This window comes from Acinetobacter sp. S54 (assembly GCF_016624945.1).
Lineage (GTDB): Bacteria > Pseudomonadota > Gammaproteobacteria > Pseudomonadales > Moraxellaceae > Acinetobacter.
Window position 1 is genome coordinate 524,427 of sequence record NZ_JACVUI010000003.1, and the last position, 14,473, is coordinate 538,899.

A 14,473-nucleotide genomic window follows, 5' to 3' on the forward strand; every position below is an offset into this window, starting at 1 on the left:
AAGCCAGTAATTCTATCGTTACTGGCGGTGATATATGAAATAGAGATTAACCAATTTCAGTTTTGATATTATTGACCATATGCAATAAACGCGGTGCGATATCTTCTTCCAATTTCTCACGTTTCATAATGAAGCTTGGCCCGCCACAATTAAACACCAATAAGCCATGCTGCTCATGCAACAAAGGCACAGCCACAGAATTTACATCTTTATGCCAATCTCCAATCGAGAAGCAGTAACCAAAGTCCTGATAATCTTTGAAGGCTTTATCTAGATCACGATTAATCTTAATCCAGTCTTCCTTGTGTTTATTGCGGATAGCATTCAACAGAAAGTCACGTTCATCTTCAGGCATAGCAGCCAGACACGCGCGGCCCATTGAACTTAGATGAATCGGCAAATAGGTTCCCACCTGACGACGCATGGTTACATTCCCTTTACCCTGTACTACGTCTAAATAGATCATGTTTAAACGATCACGTGTCGACATGGCAACCGCAGCACCTGCATAATCGGCAAGTTCTTTCATATAAGGTTGGGCAATTGAGCGTACAGATACATTTGCAAGCATGGAATAACCAAATGCAAGAACACCAACGGACAACTGAAATTTAGTTGAATTAGGCACCTGACGAATATAACCAAGACGTGACAACGTATGGGTTAAACGCGTAATAGTCGGTTTAGGCAAACCTGTCATTTGAGACAATTCCTGATTGCCCAGATGCGGTTGTTTGGCTGAAAAACAGCGTAAAAGCTCTAAACCACGCGCAAGCGCAGTAATAAACTGACGATCATCTTCTTCCTGCATATCTTCAATGGGATGAAGTAATTCATGGCGCAGCGGAACCAGTAGTTTTTCAGTTTGTTCGGTTTCGTTTAAATCAGTCATGGTATTAGAGCGTACTCAACTCAATTAATTAATGTTTCGCATTGCGAAAATTATAATCTATTTATTCTATTAATAGCAAAAGAAGCATGTAGAAAAACGTTTACTTCTTTTGCTATTTCCACCTTTTTGTAGCCTTATTCTACAATTCCTTTCGATTTTAGCTCATCCAGCGTTTGTTTGGTCAATATTCTGGAAAGTATTTCATCTGTATGCTGTCCCAACATCGGAGGTGCATGTTTATATTCAATAGGTGTTCGAGACATCTTAATGGGAGACCCAATCACTTTCAGATCTTTACGTTGCGGATGTGGCATATCGACCAACATTTTTCGTTCAACGACTTGAGGCTCTTCAAATGCTTGTTCTAGATTATTAATCACACCAACAGGAACTTTTGCAGCATGAATCATTGCAACCCATTCATCAGCAGTTTTATGCGCAAAATGTGCGGATAATAATTGAGTGATTTCTTCGCGATGCTTGATACGGTCTGCATTTCGGGTAAATTTGGGATTAATTGGCAGTTCAGGTAAACCAATTGCTTGGCATAACTGAATAAATTGCGTGTCATTGCCGCAGGCAATAATAAAATCACGATCGCATGCTTTAAACACTTGGTAAGGCACAATATTGGCATGAGCATTGCCATAACGGCCTGGTACTTTACCTGATGCCAGATAGTTCATCCCTTGATTTGCCAACGTTGCAATTTGCACATCTAGTAACGCCATATCGATATACTGACCCAAGCCCGTAATATTTCGATTCAATAATGCCGCCTGAATCGCAATTGTTGAATATAAGCCAGTGGTAATATCAGAAAATGCGATACCTAATTTTTGCGGTCCACCGCCTGGTAAGTCATCTTTTTCACCGGTCACAGACATAAGTCCGCCCATACCCTGAATAATGAAATCATAACCAGGTTCTTCGGCACGAGGCCCTGTTTGACCAAAACCTGTAATCGAACAATAGATTAATTTAGGGTTTAACTTGGATAATGTTTCATAATCCAGCCCATATTTTTTTAATGAACCTGTCTTGTAGTTTTCAATAACGACATCTGATTCAAGTGCCAAAGCGCGCACTACTTCTTGACCTTCCGGGGTTGCAATATCAATAGCAACAGAAAGTTTATTACGATTGGTCGACTGATAATAAGCAGCTTCATGTGTGTCGCGTCCTTCGTCATCTTTCATCCAAGGTGGCCCCCACGAACGCGTATCATCTCCGCGTTTAGGACGTTCGACCTTAATGACCTCTGCACCTAAATCAGCGAGAATTTGCCCACACCACGGACCTGCCAGAACCCGACTTAAATCTAGAACACGAAATCCTTCTAGAGCACCCATACTTCTTCCTATAACAACCAAAATCGACGAAATATTTAATATCTAAATTAATATTAAATTTCGCATAGCGATATTAAAAGACTAATATACACCGTTTCAACTCAATAGCAAATATTGATAAAGGACAGACTAAAGTTGTACTTTTCTATTTTAATCAAATTTCTTATTAAAAAACATAAATTTAATGAGAATAACAAAATATCGCATAGCGATATTTATTTTTATAATTATTGTTTTATTTGATTCTTTGTTTTACTATCCGAAAAATTTTTAAAAATCTCTCAATACAATTTACTGACTTTTAAAGACTAAAACGTCAGTTTAATCGTATGGATATTTTATCTGTGGTAAAGGAATATAGCTGTGAATACAAATGAATTGATGTCCAGAGTTGGGCCAAATACATGGAAAATTGCATTTCTATTTGCATTTTTGGCGCTATTGGTTGATGGCGCTGATCTAATGTTGCTTTCTTATAGTCTAAACAGTATTAAAGCAGATTTTGGCTTGACCTCAGTCGAAGCAGGAATGTTAGGTAGTTTTACCTTAGCTGGTATGGCTATTGGCGGAATTTTTGGGGGCTGGGCTTCTGACCGTTTTGGGCGAGTCCGCATTGTCGTTGTTTCTATTCTGGTTTTTTCATTATTAACCTGTGGACTTGGACTAACCCAAAGCTTTTTACAATTTGGTATTTTACGTTTCTTTGCTTCTCTTGGATTGGGTTCGTTATATATTGCCTGTAATACTCTCATGGCAGAATATGTGCCTACACGCTATCGAACAACGGTTTTAGGAACTTTACAGGCAGGCTGGACAGTAGGTTATATTGTTGCAACTCTACTTGCTGGCTGGATTATTCCCGATCATGGCTGGCGTATGCTGTTTTTTATTGCCATTATTCCTGTAATTATGGCCGTGCTGATGCATGTTCTTGTACCAGAACCAACTGCATGGCAACAATCACGCTTACAGCCTATCCAACGTACTGAACAACCAAAAGAATCTGCATTCAAACTGATTTTTCAAGATAAACGCAATCGTAATATGTTCATTCTCTGGGCATTGACCGCTGGTTTCTTGCAGTTTGGTTACTATGGTGTAAATAACTGGATGCCATCTTATCTTGAAAGTGAACTTGGCATGAAGTTTAAGGAAATGACCGCCTACATGGTTGGTACTTATACCGCCATGATTTTAGGTAAAATATTGGCTGGTTACATGGCCGATAAACTTGGACGTCGTTTTACTTACGCTTTTGGAGCCATAGGAACTGCGATCTTCCTTCCACTTATTGTGTTCTATAATTCCCCTGCCAATATTCTGTATTTATTAGTGATCTTTGGTTTCCTATATGGCATTCCATATGGCGTAAATGCAACGTATATGACGGAAAGCTTTCCAACTGCGATTCGCGGTACAGCCATTGGTGGTGCTTATAATGTTGGTCGATTAGGTGCCGCCATTGCTCCTGCAACCATAGGTTATTTAGCCTCTGGTGGTTCTATCGGATTAGGCTTTGTAGTTATGGGCGCAGCATACTTTATTTGTGGCGTAATTCCTGCGCTTTTCATTAAAGAAAAACAGTATGATCCACAAAAATCATAATCATACCATTATTTAACTTCTTTCCAGTTAATAGCCAGTATTAGCCCTACTGGCTTTTTTTATCTATAAATAAATCTTGTTTTATTAAAAATAACAAATTAAAATATCGACAAGCGAAACTAAATTTCTTTTTTATTATGGATAATTTTGAACGAGAATCAATGGAATTTGATGTTGTCATCGTTGGTGCAGGCCCTGCGGGTCTATCAGCTGCGATTAAAATTCGTCAATTAGCGATTGAAAAAAACTTACCCGATCTTTCTGTTTGTGTCGTGGAAAAAGGCTCTGAAGTTGGTGCACATATCCTCTCTGGTGCAGTGCTTGAACCACGTGCCATCAATGAACTTTTTCCAGAATGGAAAGAACAAGGCGCCCCATTAAACGTTCCTGTCACAGATGATGAAACTTATTTCTTGTTGTCCGATACCAAATCACAAAAAATGCCGTATTGGATGGTGCCTAAAACCATGCATAACGATGGCAATTATGTCATCTCGCTGGGTAATGTGGTGCGTTGGTTAGGTCAAAAGGCCGAAGAACTTGAGGTTTCTATCTTCCCTGGCTTTGCTGCATCTGAAGTGCTTTACCATGAAGATGGTACGGTAAAAGGTATTCAAACTGGTGATATGGGTATTGCTAAAGATGGACAGCCAACCGCTAACTTCACACCGGGTTACGAACTTCACGCTAAATACACGCTCTTTGCTGAAGGATGTCGAGGTCATTTAGGCAAACGTTTAATTGCCAAATATGACTTAGATAAAGACATCGATCCTCAGCACTACGGCATCGGGATTAAAGAACTTTGGGAAATTGATCCAGCTAAACACAAACCAGGTTTAGTGATGCATGGTGCTGGCTGGCCTTTATCTGAAACTGGTTCTTCTGGCGGATGGTGGTTATATCACGCTGAAAACAATCAGGTGACTTTAGGCATGATCGTGGATCTATCTTATGAAAATCCGCACATGTATCCATTTATGGAAATGCAGCGCTGGAAAACTCATCCACTTATCAGACAATATTTGGAAGGTGGTAAACGTATTTCTTATGGCGCGCGCGCCGTGGTCAAAGGCGGTTTAAACTCCTTACCGAAACTGACTTTCCCGGGTGGCTGTCTGATTGGTGACGATGCAGGTTTCCTAAACTTTGCCAAAATCAAAGGCTCACACACTGCAATGAAATCAGGCACGCTCTGTGGTGAAGCAGTATTTGAAGCGATTGCGCGTGGAGTAGAAAAAGGGGGCGATTTAGCCATTGCTCGTGTGGTTGATGGTGAAGACTTTTTTGATAAAGAACTGAATGCTTATACACAAAAGTTTGATAATAGCTGGTTGAAAGAAGAGTTATATCACTCACGCAACTTTGGCCCCGCAATGCACAAATTTGGTCAGTGGATGGGGGGTGCATTTAACTTTATTGATCAAAATGTTTTAAAAGTGCCATTCACTTTGCATGATCTTAAACGAGACTTCGCTGTACTGAAAACAGTGGATACTTCAACCTTTAAGCCAAACTATCCAAAACCAGATGGTAAATTGACTTTTGATCGTTTGTCTTCGGTATTCGTATCTAATACTGTGCATGAAGAAAATCAGCCAGTGCATTTGAAACTGACCGAATCATCTATTCCAGTGGACATCAACTTACCGAAATGGGATGAACCCGCGCAGCGCTATTGCCCTGCTGGTGTCTATGAAATTATGGAAAACGATGATGGTTCTAAACGCTTTCAGATCAATGCAGCGAACTGTGTGCATTGTAAGACCTGCGATATTAAAGACCCATCTCAGAACATCACATGGGTAGCGCCAGAAGGCGGTGGTGGGCCGAATTATCCAAATATGTAATTTGGATAGTTCTTGCAGAGCTTTAGTCGCTCCTCATATCCAAATATGTAAACGTTAAGAATATGGTTATTTTTTAATAAAAAAGGCCGAACCAAATATATAAGTTTGTTTTAAACTTATATATAAACACTAATTATATTAGTGCGTTATATTATTTTTTAGGTAACCATAGTCCCCAAGGGGGCTATGGTTAAAAATTAAATCCAAAAAGAAATAATCAGCATAATCGCACTTAATATAGTGAAGTAACTTAATACAATAGGTAAATTGGTCCGGTAACCTTCAATCATTTCTAACGGCGTAAGTGACTTAAGCGCAACTCGATACTGAATAACCGATAATACACTAATCATTAATCCCAAAACGATGACAAGTACGCCTAGCCAACGATTAAACAAAATTTTATCGTGATAGCGGACTGGATCTATAAGATGAATAAGTAATGTCGATTTTTCAATTAAAAATCCAAAAGCAATTAAAGCTAGGCTACTTCTATTCCATGCAAGTAAGGTTCGCTCAAGAGCAAGTAATACGCGGGGATCTTCTAAATTTGACATAACTCAGACTTTAAAATAATTTAGCGGTAATTTTAAATAAGATTGACCATTTGATTCAGGCATTGGAAAATTTCCAGCATCCATGTTGATCTGAATGGCAGGTAAAATCAGCTTTGGCATAGTCAGTGTAACATCTCTAGCTTCACGCATTTTAATAAAATTTGGTTTCGTAGTGCCTGAATGAATATGGATATTTGATTGCTTTTGTGTTTTGACGTCAGTTTCACCTACGAAATAATCTCTTGTTTTAGGCAAATAATCGTGACATAGAAACATACGCATATGTTCAGGCAAAACATATAAACGTTGAATTGAATCGTAGAGTTGAGCTGCACTTCCATTCGGAAAATCACAACGTGCTGTACCATAATCTGGCATAAACAATGTATCCCCAACAAAAACAGCATCACCGATGACATAGCTTAAACATGCTGGTGTATGTCCGGGTGTGGGAATATTATAAGCATCTAAATTGCCTATTTTAAAATGCTCATCATCATCAAATAAATAGTCAAAGGCTGGGTATTGCGTAAAATGTTGGGGATCAAGATTATAAATTTGACTAAATGCTTTTTGGACGATTGAAATTTTCCCACTCATGGCAATTTTGCCACTTAAGTGTTTTTTTAAATATTGTGAAGCCGTCAAATGGTCAGCATGTACATGTGTTTCTAATATCCATTCTATACTTAGGCTATTTTCATGGACATAATGAATGACTTTATCCGCTTGAATGGTGGATGTGGTCGCTGAAGCTGCATCATAATCCAGCACACTATCAATAATCGCACTCTGTTTGGTATCAGCATCTGTGACAACGTAAGTAAAGGTGTTAGTCGCCTCATCAAAAAAACTTTTAACTAGTGGTTTCTGAGTCTTCATATCACTTATGTCCCTACTATTTTTCGATAAAGAATAATTCCAACTAACATCGCTCCAATAAAATATATCGCCTGATAATGTCCTAATCCGATCAAGGTTAATGCGGGTGCAGGACATATTCCTGCTATCCCCCACCCAATGCCAAAGATAAATGACCCTACAACCAAGGTTTTATCGATCTGATTATTTTGAGGGAGCTCAACTTTTTCCTTAAAAATAGTTATAGGATGTCGTTTCATTCTTTGAAATGGAATAAAAGCCACTAAAATTGCTCCTATCATGACAAAGGCCAAGCTTGCATCCCATGTACCAAATACATCTAAAAATGAGAGAACTTTTTCAGGATTAGACATGCCTGAAATCATTAGACCTAATGAAAAAAGAGAACCAAATAGAAAAGCAAATATATTTTTCATTGGTTAACTCCTAATACATGACGAATCACATAAACTGTAATAAATCCTGCCAACATAAACATGGTTGTGGCGATTAAAGACCGCTTGGATAAACGACTCAAACCACAAATACCATGACCACTAGTGCAACCCGATCCCATACGTGTACCAAAGCCGACGAATAGACCTGCGAGTATCAATACATAGGGGTTTGAATTAATTTTAATTTCAGGTGTATAGAAATAATGGAAAAAAAACGGCGTAATGAATAAACCCAGTAAGAACCAAATTGCTGGTGTTTTAGTAAGCGTTTCAGGATTTATTGCCTGTGCGAGTAAACCACTGACACCTGCTATACGGCCATTTACATACAGATAACCTATCACAGCTATTCCGAGCAATAAGCCTCCGATAAAAGCCAACAAAAAACTGTGCATCATTTAGCCTTAAAACAATATATAAAATAATAATATATATTTTTATAATTTAATCAATACTACTTTGATTAATCTTCACAATTAAAGAATAGATGAACAGTTTACATAAACTCATTTAAGACTCGATCAACAAACCATTTAGGAAATTTCTGCAAATTTTTATTAAGCTTAAGAATTTCTGACTTTTCAATTTCTGCTAAAAAGGATGCTTGTGTCCCATCTGAAGAATTATCAAAAATGTAAGCTCGATCTGAGGTATCAATTGCCTCTAACAGTAAATCCATACTTCTGTGATAACGCGTTCTGATTTTATCTTCAGGTACATTATGTCCGCCCTGACTCACTCGATATTGCACTCGATTAATATTAATATCAGGATCAACCGTAGAAACAAAATACAGATACGTTCGAAAACCTTGAGCTTTGGCTTGTTGTAAAAACTCAACCTTACTAACATGTGACATTACTGTCTCAAAGGTAAAGCTAATGTTCAACTCAAGAAATTTAAGGCGAATAAAATCAATGATTCTTGCTGCTAGATAAGAATCAATTTCCTTGGCATCAAAAGCGATATTGCCATTGGCTAAAATAATAGGTTCAGTCTGAAGTAAAGGAATCATTCTCTGATTCACTGTACGTTTTTTTTCTTTTAAAAATTCAATTAGCTGCTGATTTTCCAATGACTCATGAAATTCAGCCAAAGAAAAAGATTGATACTGAAATAGCTGCTTTTCTAATTCATCTGCATTTAAATAAGCACCAATATGTCGTGGCAGCAAATAATCTTTAATAGTGCTTTTACCAGATCCATTTGGACCTGCGAACATTCTTATTCTGGGTTGTGGCATATAAAATTAAAATGCCACCTTTTTCTTACGTTTTAAAATCGTTTCTGACACAGGAACGTCAATATAATAAGATGCAATATTTTTTAAGACTTCTATTTCACCATTGGATGATTGCTTAAGCAAATATTGATCTTTAGCATAAACCACTGAAGAGGATTGTGACGCGTGAAAAAAAGCATGACGAAACGCCTCCACAGCAAGATGTGGAATCATTTCTTCCTCTCTTAGACTGGCTTTCATTGCAACAAATGCTGTCATGCGTGATCTCCCGTATTCATATAAAAATACGTTTTAGTTATCTTAGCATAATTTTAAAAATTGTCTATTTGAGCAGCTTTTTTCAATTATAGATATTCATCAGATTAATTTTAATGCCTTCATCTTCTATCCTTTAAGCAAATATCCTCACTTTTATTATTAAGGTTGGCACATTGCTTGCTTTATGCACCATATTACCACTTAAATAAGGTCATAAAGAATGCATAACACATCAGTAACGGATTCTTTTGATGCAACCAAACCAAATAATGCAGCAAATGAAACACTTGAAGATTATACATTACGCTACGCGCCACATAGTTTTCGTCGCTGGAGTCCAAAAGTTGTTGCCATTACAGCGCTTGGTGGTATTGCCTATCTTGCAGATTTCTCTATTGGTGCCAGTATTGGCATGACTTATGGTACAACCAATGCCATTTATTCTATTCTCTTTGCAGCCATTATTATCTTCATTACAGGGATTCCCCTTGCTTACTATGCAGCACGCTACAATATTGACCTCGACCTGATCACTCGTGGTGCAGGTTTTGGTTATTTTGGTTCAGTGATTACCAGTATTATTTTTGCAAGCTTTACTTTTATCTTTTTTGCGCTGGAAGGTTCCATTATGGCGCAAGGCCTGTTATTAGGCTTGGGCATTCCATTATGGGCAGGTTATCTAATATCCACTATTATGGTTATTCCCTTAGTCATCTATGGAATGAAAGCTTTAAGTAAACTACAGGTCTGGACAACTCCAATCTGGCTTATTCTTATGATTGGGCCTGTGGCTTATCTAATTCATAAAGAACCCAATCTGGTGGGTTCTTTTGCAACTTATGCAGGCAATAGTGGTTATGCGCCCATGGATATGGCCGCGATTATGTTGGGCGCGGGCGTATGTCTATCCTTAATTATGCAAATTGGCGAACAAATTGATTACTTGCGTTTTATGCCAGCAAAAACCAAAGAAAATAGTAAGTCGTGGTGGGCAGCGGTGATTTCTGCTGGCCCAGGTTGGGTCATTCTTGGTGCGATTAAACAAATTATTGGCGCCTTTTTAGGTTTTTATTTATTGACCAAATTACCTGGTATCAATGCCACTGAGCCTGTACAACAATTTAATGCTGCTTTTCATGACATGTTACCCGGTTGGTTAGCTTTAGCGTTAGCTGTGATTCTTGTGGTAATTTCCCAAATTAAAATTAATGTGACCAATGCTTATTCAGGTTCTTTAGCGTGGACCAGTGCTTATACGCGTATCAGCAAGAAATATCCGGGACGTATCATATTTGTATTAGTGAATCTAGCCGTTGCCCTTGCACTTATGGAAGGCAATATGTTTGCTGTACTGGGCAAAATTCTTGGCTTTTATTCAAACTTTGCGATTGCGTGGGTTGTTGTGGTGGCGACCGATATCGCCATTAATAAACACCTACTAAAACTTTCTCCAAAACAACCTGAATACCGTCGTGAAATGCTGTATGACTTTAATCCTGTTGGCTTGGTTGCGTTTGGCGCTGCTGCTGGCTTGTCAATTGCAGCGTTTTTTGGTCTATTAGGAGATTTCCTCTCTTCTTATTCTCCATTAATTGCATTAATTGTGGGCTTTGTACTGACCCCTGTTATGGGCTTAATCACAAAAGGTCAGTATTACATTAAAAAGCATGATGATGGTATTAGTGAACCACGCTTTGATGCCGAAGGTACGCCCGTTGCTACGGTATATGCCTGCGTTTCTTGCGATCAAGATTATGAGCGCCCAGATGTTATGTATTCACATCGACATAACGGCGTAATCTGCTCATTATGTAAAACGATGGAAAAATAAAAAAATTGAATCACATAATAATTTAATTGACTCCGCCCTGATTCATCAGGGCTTTATTTTTTGCTTTTAAAAATGAATTTCATCCTGATGAGTCTTCACAATATCGAGCCATGCCTTAGCTGCAGCCGTCATGGGAACAGACGTATTCCATGCCATTGTAAGTTTCCAGCGAACAGGTGTGTCTTTAATCAGGCTAATATTGAATTTTATGGGGTCCAGTTGCTCACAATAAATTTGTGGAATGAGAGCAATCCCCATACGGTGTTCTACCATTTTTACGATAAAGTCCCACTGGCTACTTTTACATACAATATGAGGCATAAATCCCAGCTTTTGGGTGGCTTCGAGAATCAATTTATTTAACGCAAAACGATCATCATAAAATAAAAAATCCTGATCTTTTAAATCAATCAACTCAACATGAGCACATCCTTTCCATTTTGAATCAGGACTTGAGACGAGGCATAATGGTGAATCGATGATTGGAATTTCAGCCAAAATTGGGTTTTGATTGTTTAAAAGTACCCCTACATCCAACGTTCGATTTAAAATTGCTTCTGAAATTGCATTGGAGCCAACCTCCATAAACTGTAATTCAATATTCGGATATTGTTTATGAAACAATGCAATCAAGGATGTCAATAATACAGAACCTAAAGGCGGTAAGCCTAAAGTCAGTTTGCCTTTTTTCAAATGTTTAATATCTTGCAGGGTTTCATAAATCTTTTTTTGTTCATCCAGTATTTTGAGTGCATGTTGATAAATTTGTTGACCTGTATATGTCAGTTCAACTTCACGTTTACGTCCCGCGTCACCTTTTTTAAATAAGGTAGTGCCCATTTCCTGTTCCAGTGCAGCAATTGCTTTACTCACTGTCGGCTGTGTCATGAAAAGTTGTTCAGCCGCGGTGGTAAAGCTTTGGCTTTGAATAATTTGTACAAAAATTTTAAGTGCTTTAATATCCATTAAATTATTCCGTAAAGGCATAATTATTTATTTATTATTCATAATATGACATAAAAATTCATTCTACAATTATTTCATCCCCGCTCATCATTTCGTTCATAGGTTATTCAGTGTCGCAATCGCGTTTTACATATTCGGCCAAAGTCATTGCACAAATTGGTTTGTTGTTATGTTTCTGGTGGATTGGATCAGTATTACAACATGGATTGAATCTCCCTGTGTCGGCGGGTGTGATTGGACTCTTTCTAGTTTTGGCTGGACTACTGAGCGGTATATTTAAATTAGAATGGATCAAAACTGGTTCAGACTTTATGTTGGCCGAATTAGTTCTATTCTTTATTCCCTGTGTGGTGGGTCTGATCAATTATAAAACCCTTTTTTTAACTGAAGGCTGGCAATTAATCTGTGCCGTTCTGCTTGGGACAGTCTGTGTCATGGTATTTACCGCCTATACCGTTCATCTATGCTTTAAACTTGAAATACGATTAGAACAGCGCCACAAAACAAAAGCCCAAACCCTGCAACAACATGGAGCAAAACCATGAATATTGCTTTAATTTGTTTAGTCGGGACATTAATCGGTTATGTCTTAGCAAAACCAATTTATCGTCGTTTACCGTATTTACCCTTTTCACCTGCTATTTTAGTCCCTGTCGTTATTATTGGCTTATTATTAAGTTTTCATGTGTCCTATGAAACTTACATGCAGGATAACCAATGGGTCATCTGGATGCTTGGTCCAACTACAGTTGCATTTGCCATTCCCATTTATGAATATCGTAATGTAATCAAACAACACGCATTATCGATTGGTATGGGCATCATAGTAGGCATGACTGCGGGGATGGTCAGTGCATTTTATTTGGCACGCCTTTTTCATTTCGACGAACAAACCACCTATAGCCTTATGTCACGCTCAATTTCTACGCCTTTTGCAATGGAATTGACTCAGCACATTGGAGGTTCTGTAGAGTTGGTTATCTTATTTACCATTATTACCGGGATTGTAGGGATCGTTTTTGGTGATTTGGTTTTGGCTAGTTTAAAGCTTAAATCATATTTGGCGAACGGCGCTTCCCTTGGAAATGCAGCACATGGTTTTGGCACAAGTAAAGCTTATATGCGCAATAAAGAGGAAGGTGTTATTGCTAGTTTAACCATGGTTTTGGCCGGTATTTTTATGGTGATTGTGGGGCCTTTTCTGGTTCATCTTATCTTTAAATTATTGGCTTAAACTAAACCTCCAAATTATAGATAAAATCCAATCAGGCTAAAGCTCAATAATAATAGAGTTTCCAGCAATTCTATACTCGCACCGATGGTATCTCCCGTGATGCCATTAATGCGTTTGATAAAAATTTGCCGTAAATAACTTAGCCCTCCTACAAAAAACAGTAAGCTTAAAATGCCTTGTAATTTCCAATAGATCAGGCTCAATAAGACCATGCCGCTAATCAACCATGCAAAACCCCTTGGCAAATGATCCACTAGCTGTCGAGCCAAGCCTTTTTCTCGTACATAAGTTGTGGTTAATAATAAAATTAACGGAACAATTCGCCCTAGCATGAGGACAAATAATAAAAATAAACCCAGATTTTGCTCAAGTAGGACATAAATACAACTGAACTTGAGTAAACATAGCGCAAAAAGACTTAATACCCCTATTGGCCCACAACTTGGATCTTTCATAATATCAAGCGTGCGCTGTTTATTACCAAAACCGCCGACCCATGCATCAGCAGTATCTGCTAGACCATCCAGATGCAATCCACCCGTTAGCCAGACCCAGATCACTAAAATAACACTCGCACTTAGGAGATGTGGCACTGGATTAAGCAATAAACTTAAGACATATAAAATTAGGCCAATGAATAATCCAACAAATGGATAATATAAAACGGACTGCGCATTTTCAGATTGACTCGGTATACGCGATAATCGGACAGGAATTACTGTCAAAAACTGTAATGCAATCCAAAAAGGCAACATGTGCACTATTCCTCAGCAATTTGCAATTGTCGGTGATCATCAAAACTCAACTGAAAATGATAAACTTGCCCTAATTCTGCTTGCATTTTTAGAATATTGTCCAGTGGCTGTTGTTGTGCCAAACAACGCATCAACTTAATGACGCCGCCATGTGTAACCAATAAAATATTAGAAAATTGTTGAGCATACATTTTTTCTATTAACGACAATAAACCCTGTACGATTCGCGTTTGAAAATCGAATAATTTTTCGCCACTTGGCGCATGATATAACGTGGGTTTTTGCCAAAAGTTTGCCAATAAATCAGGTGATTCTTCATAAATTTGCTGCGTGGAAATACCTTCCCAATTCCCAAAATTCATTTCCTTAAAATCTGCGTCTATCCAAAGAGGAAGATTTTTTTCATCAGCAAGCCATTGGGCAAAAGTTGCACATCGCTGTAAAGGCGAAGCCATGATTGCATGCCATGCATTAGATTGAAATTGTTCAATCGTATTGTGCATTTGCTGCCAACCCGTTGGCGTTAATGCATCATCCAGATGACCTCGCAAAGTATGGTTCAAGGTGGTTTCCCCATGACGTAATACATCAATCCTCAGCACTGGTCGCAT

At 38.3% G+C, this 14,473-nt stretch carries 16 protein-coding genes; 5 read left to right on the plus strand and 11 right to left on the minus strand.

What is annotated here, in order from left to right; all coding sequences use genetic code 11:
* Positions 1–46: 46 nt before the first annotated feature.
* Together IAE20_RS08065 and IAE20_RS08070 are read right to left on the minus strand one after the other, a co-directional pair.
* On the minus strand, positions 47–892 hold the full coding sequence (locus IAE20_RS08065) for an IclR family transcriptional regulator (RefSeq protein WP_200461638.1): 846 nt from the start codon (positions 890–892) through the stop codon (positions 47–49).
* 134 nt (positions 893–1,026) lie between these two features.
* On the minus strand, positions 1,027–2,244 hold the full coding sequence (locus tag IAE20_RS08070; RefSeq protein ID WP_200461639.1) for a CaiB/BaiF CoA transferase family protein: 1,218 nt from the start codon (positions 2,242–2,244) through the stop codon (positions 1,027–1,029).
* Between the two features lie 381 nt (positions 2,245–2,625).
* Here IAE20_RS08070 and IAE20_RS08075 point away from each other — a divergent pair, with 381 nt between their 5' ends.
* Positions 2,626–3,849: an MFS transporter gene (locus IAE20_RS08075; RefSeq protein ID WP_227610909.1), complete on the plus strand. Its 1,224-nt coding sequence runs from the start codon at positions 2,626–2,628 to the stop codon at positions 3,847–3,849.
* Between the two features lie 137 nt (positions 3,850–3,986).
* Positions 3,987–5,699 carry an electron transfer flavoprotein-ubiquinone oxidoreductase gene (locus IAE20_RS08080; RefSeq protein ID WP_200481841.1) on the plus strand — a complete coding sequence of 571 codons (1,713 nt, stop codon included), beginning with the start codon at positions 3,987–3,989 and terminating at the stop codon, positions 5,697–5,699.
* Positions 5,700–5,896: 197 nt separating this feature from the next.
* On the opposite strand, the gene IAE20_RS08085 is transcribed toward IAE20_RS08080, so the two are convergent.
* From IAE20_RS08085 to IAE20_RS08110, 6 genes are all read right to left on the minus strand, one after another.
* Positions 5,897–6,256, minus strand: a complete 360-nt coding sequence (locus IAE20_RS08085; RefSeq protein WP_200461641.1) for a YidH family protein — start codon at positions 6,254–6,256, stop codon at positions 5,897–5,899.
* Between the two features lie 3 nt (positions 6,257–6,259).
* Positions 6,260–7,138 (minus strand): MBL fold metallo-hydrolase, encoded by an 879-nt coding sequence (locus tag IAE20_RS08090; RefSeq protein ID WP_200461642.1) that lies wholly within the window; start codon positions 7,136–7,138, stop codon positions 6,260–6,262.
* Positions 7,139–7,143: 5 nt separating this feature from the next.
* The gene (locus tag IAE20_RS08095) at positions 7,144–7,554 is read right to left on the minus strand and encodes a DUF6691 family protein (protein ID WP_200481840.1); all 411 of its coding nucleotides are present in this window, start codon (positions 7,552–7,554) and stop codon (positions 7,144–7,146) included.
* Positions 7,551–7,970, minus strand: coding sequence for a YeeE/YedE family protein (locus IAE20_RS08100; RefSeq protein ID WP_200461644.1), 420 nt, complete (start codon positions 7,968–7,970; stop codon positions 7,551–7,553). Before IAE20_RS08100 ends, IAE20_RS08095 begins: the two co-directional genes overlap by 4 nt.
* A gap of 101 nt (positions 7,971–8,071) precedes the next feature.
* Entirely contained in the window at positions 8,072–8,818 is a 747-nt protein-coding gene (locus IAE20_RS08105; RefSeq protein WP_200461645.1) for a zeta toxin, read from the minus strand.
* A gap of 6 nt (positions 8,819–8,824) precedes the next feature.
* Positions 8,825–9,076 (minus strand): hypothetical protein, encoded by a 252-nt coding sequence (locus tag IAE20_RS08110; RefSeq protein ID WP_200461646.1) that lies wholly within the window; start codon positions 9,074–9,076, stop codon positions 8,825–8,827.
* Positions 9,077–9,296: 220 nt separating this feature from the next.
* Here IAE20_RS08110 and IAE20_RS08115 point away from each other — a divergent pair, with 220 nt between their 5' ends.
* A complete protein-coding gene (locus IAE20_RS08115) occupies positions 9,297–10,907 on the plus strand; it encodes a purine-cytosine permease family protein (RefSeq protein ID WP_200481839.1) in 1,611 nt (536 codons plus the stop codon).
* Positions 10,908–10,973: 66 nt separating this feature from the next.
* Here IAE20_RS08115 and IAE20_RS08120 read toward each other — a convergent pair whose 3' ends face one another.
* Positions 10,974–11,873, minus strand: coding sequence for a LysR family transcriptional regulator (locus IAE20_RS08120; RefSeq protein WP_200481838.1), 900 nt, complete (start codon positions 11,871–11,873; stop codon positions 10,974–10,976).
* A gap of 110 nt (positions 11,874–11,983) precedes the next feature.
* Between IAE20_RS08120 and IAE20_RS08125 the strand changes: the two genes are divergently transcribed.
* Together IAE20_RS08125 and IAE20_RS08130 are read left to right on the plus strand one after the other, a co-directional pair.
* Positions 11,984–12,418: a CidA/LrgA family protein gene (locus IAE20_RS08125; protein ID WP_200461651.1), complete on the plus strand. Its 435-nt coding sequence runs from the start codon at positions 11,984–11,986 to the stop codon at positions 12,416–12,418.
* Positions 12,415–13,107, plus strand: coding sequence for an LrgB family protein (locus IAE20_RS08130; protein ID WP_200481837.1), 693 nt, complete (start codon positions 12,415–12,417; stop codon positions 13,105–13,107). The genes IAE20_RS08125 and IAE20_RS08130 overlap by 4 nt, the downstream gene beginning before the upstream one ends.
* A gap of 14 nt (positions 13,108–13,121) precedes the next feature.
* On the opposite strand, the gene IAE20_RS08135 is transcribed toward IAE20_RS08130, so the two are convergent.
* Together IAE20_RS08135 and IAE20_RS08140 are read right to left on the minus strand one after the other, a co-directional pair.
* Positions 13,122–13,862 (minus strand): adenosylcobinamide-GDP ribazoletransferase, encoded by a 741-nt coding sequence (locus tag IAE20_RS08135; protein ID WP_200481836.1) that lies wholly within the window; start codon positions 13,860–13,862, stop codon positions 13,122–13,124.
* Positions 13,863–13,867: 5 nt separating this feature from the next.
* Positions 13,868–14,473, minus strand: a complete 606-nt coding sequence (locus IAE20_RS08140; protein WP_200481835.1) for a histidine phosphatase family protein — start codon at positions 14,471–14,473, stop codon at positions 13,868–13,870.

Excerpts from the sequence above, each read along its gene's own strand:
- IAE20_RS08135 (WP_200481836.1), bottom strand. The coding sequence starts at position 13,862 with ATGTTGCCTTTTTGGATTGCATTACAGTTTTTGACAGTAATTCCTGTC.
- IAE20_RS08130 (WP_200481837.1), top strand. The coding sequence starts at position 12,415 with ATGAATATTGCTTTAATTTGTTTAGTCGGGACATTAATCGGTTATGTC.
- IAE20_RS08140 (WP_200481835.1), bottom strand. The coding sequence starts at position 14,473 with ATGCGACCAGTGCTGAGGATTGATGTATTACGTCATGGGGAAACCACC.
- IAE20_RS08080 (WP_200481841.1), top strand. The coding sequence starts at position 3,987 with ATGGATAATTTTGAACGAGAATCAATGGAATTTGATGTTGTCATCGTT.
- IAE20_RS08095 (WP_200481840.1), bottom strand. The coding sequence starts at position 7,554 with ATGAAAAATATATTTGCTTTTCTATTTGGTTCTCTTTTTTCATTAGGT.
- IAE20_RS08115 (WP_200481839.1), top strand. The coding sequence starts at position 9,297 with ATGCATAACACATCAGTAACGGATTCTTTTGATGCAACCAAACCAAAT.
- IAE20_RS08070 (WP_200461639.1), bottom strand. The coding sequence starts at position 2,244 with ATGGGTGCTCTAGAAGGATTTCGTGTTCTAGATTTAAGTCGGGTTCTG.
- IAE20_RS08120 (WP_200481838.1), bottom strand. The coding sequence starts at position 11,873 with ATGGATATTAAAGCACTTAAAATTTTTGTACAAATTATTCAAAGCCAA.
- IAE20_RS08075 (WP_227610909.1), top strand. The coding sequence starts at position 2,626 with ATGTCCAGAGTTGGGCCAAATACATGGAAAATTGCATTTCTATTTGCA.
- IAE20_RS08100 (WP_200461644.1), bottom strand. The coding sequence starts at position 7,970 with ATGCACAGTTTTTTGTTGGCTTTTATCGGAGGCTTATTGCTCGGAATA.
- IAE20_RS08085 (WP_200461641.1), bottom strand. The coding sequence starts at position 6,256 with ATGTCAAATTTAGAAGATCCCCGCGTATTACTTGCTCTTGAGCGAACC.
- IAE20_RS08065 (WP_200461638.1), bottom strand. The coding sequence starts at position 892 with ATGACTGATTTAAACGAAACCGAACAAACTGAAAAACTACTGGTTCCG.
- IAE20_RS08090 (WP_200461642.1), bottom strand. The coding sequence starts at position 7,138 with ATGAAGACTCAGAAACCACTAGTTAAAAGTTTTTTTGATGAGGCGACT.
- IAE20_RS08110 (WP_200461646.1), bottom strand. The coding sequence starts at position 9,076 with ATGACAGCATTTGTTGCAATGAAAGCCAGTCTAAGAGAGGAAGAAATG.
- IAE20_RS08105 (WP_200461645.1), bottom strand. The coding sequence starts at position 8,818 with ATGCCACAACCCAGAATAAGAATGTTCGCAGGTCCAAATGGATCTGGT.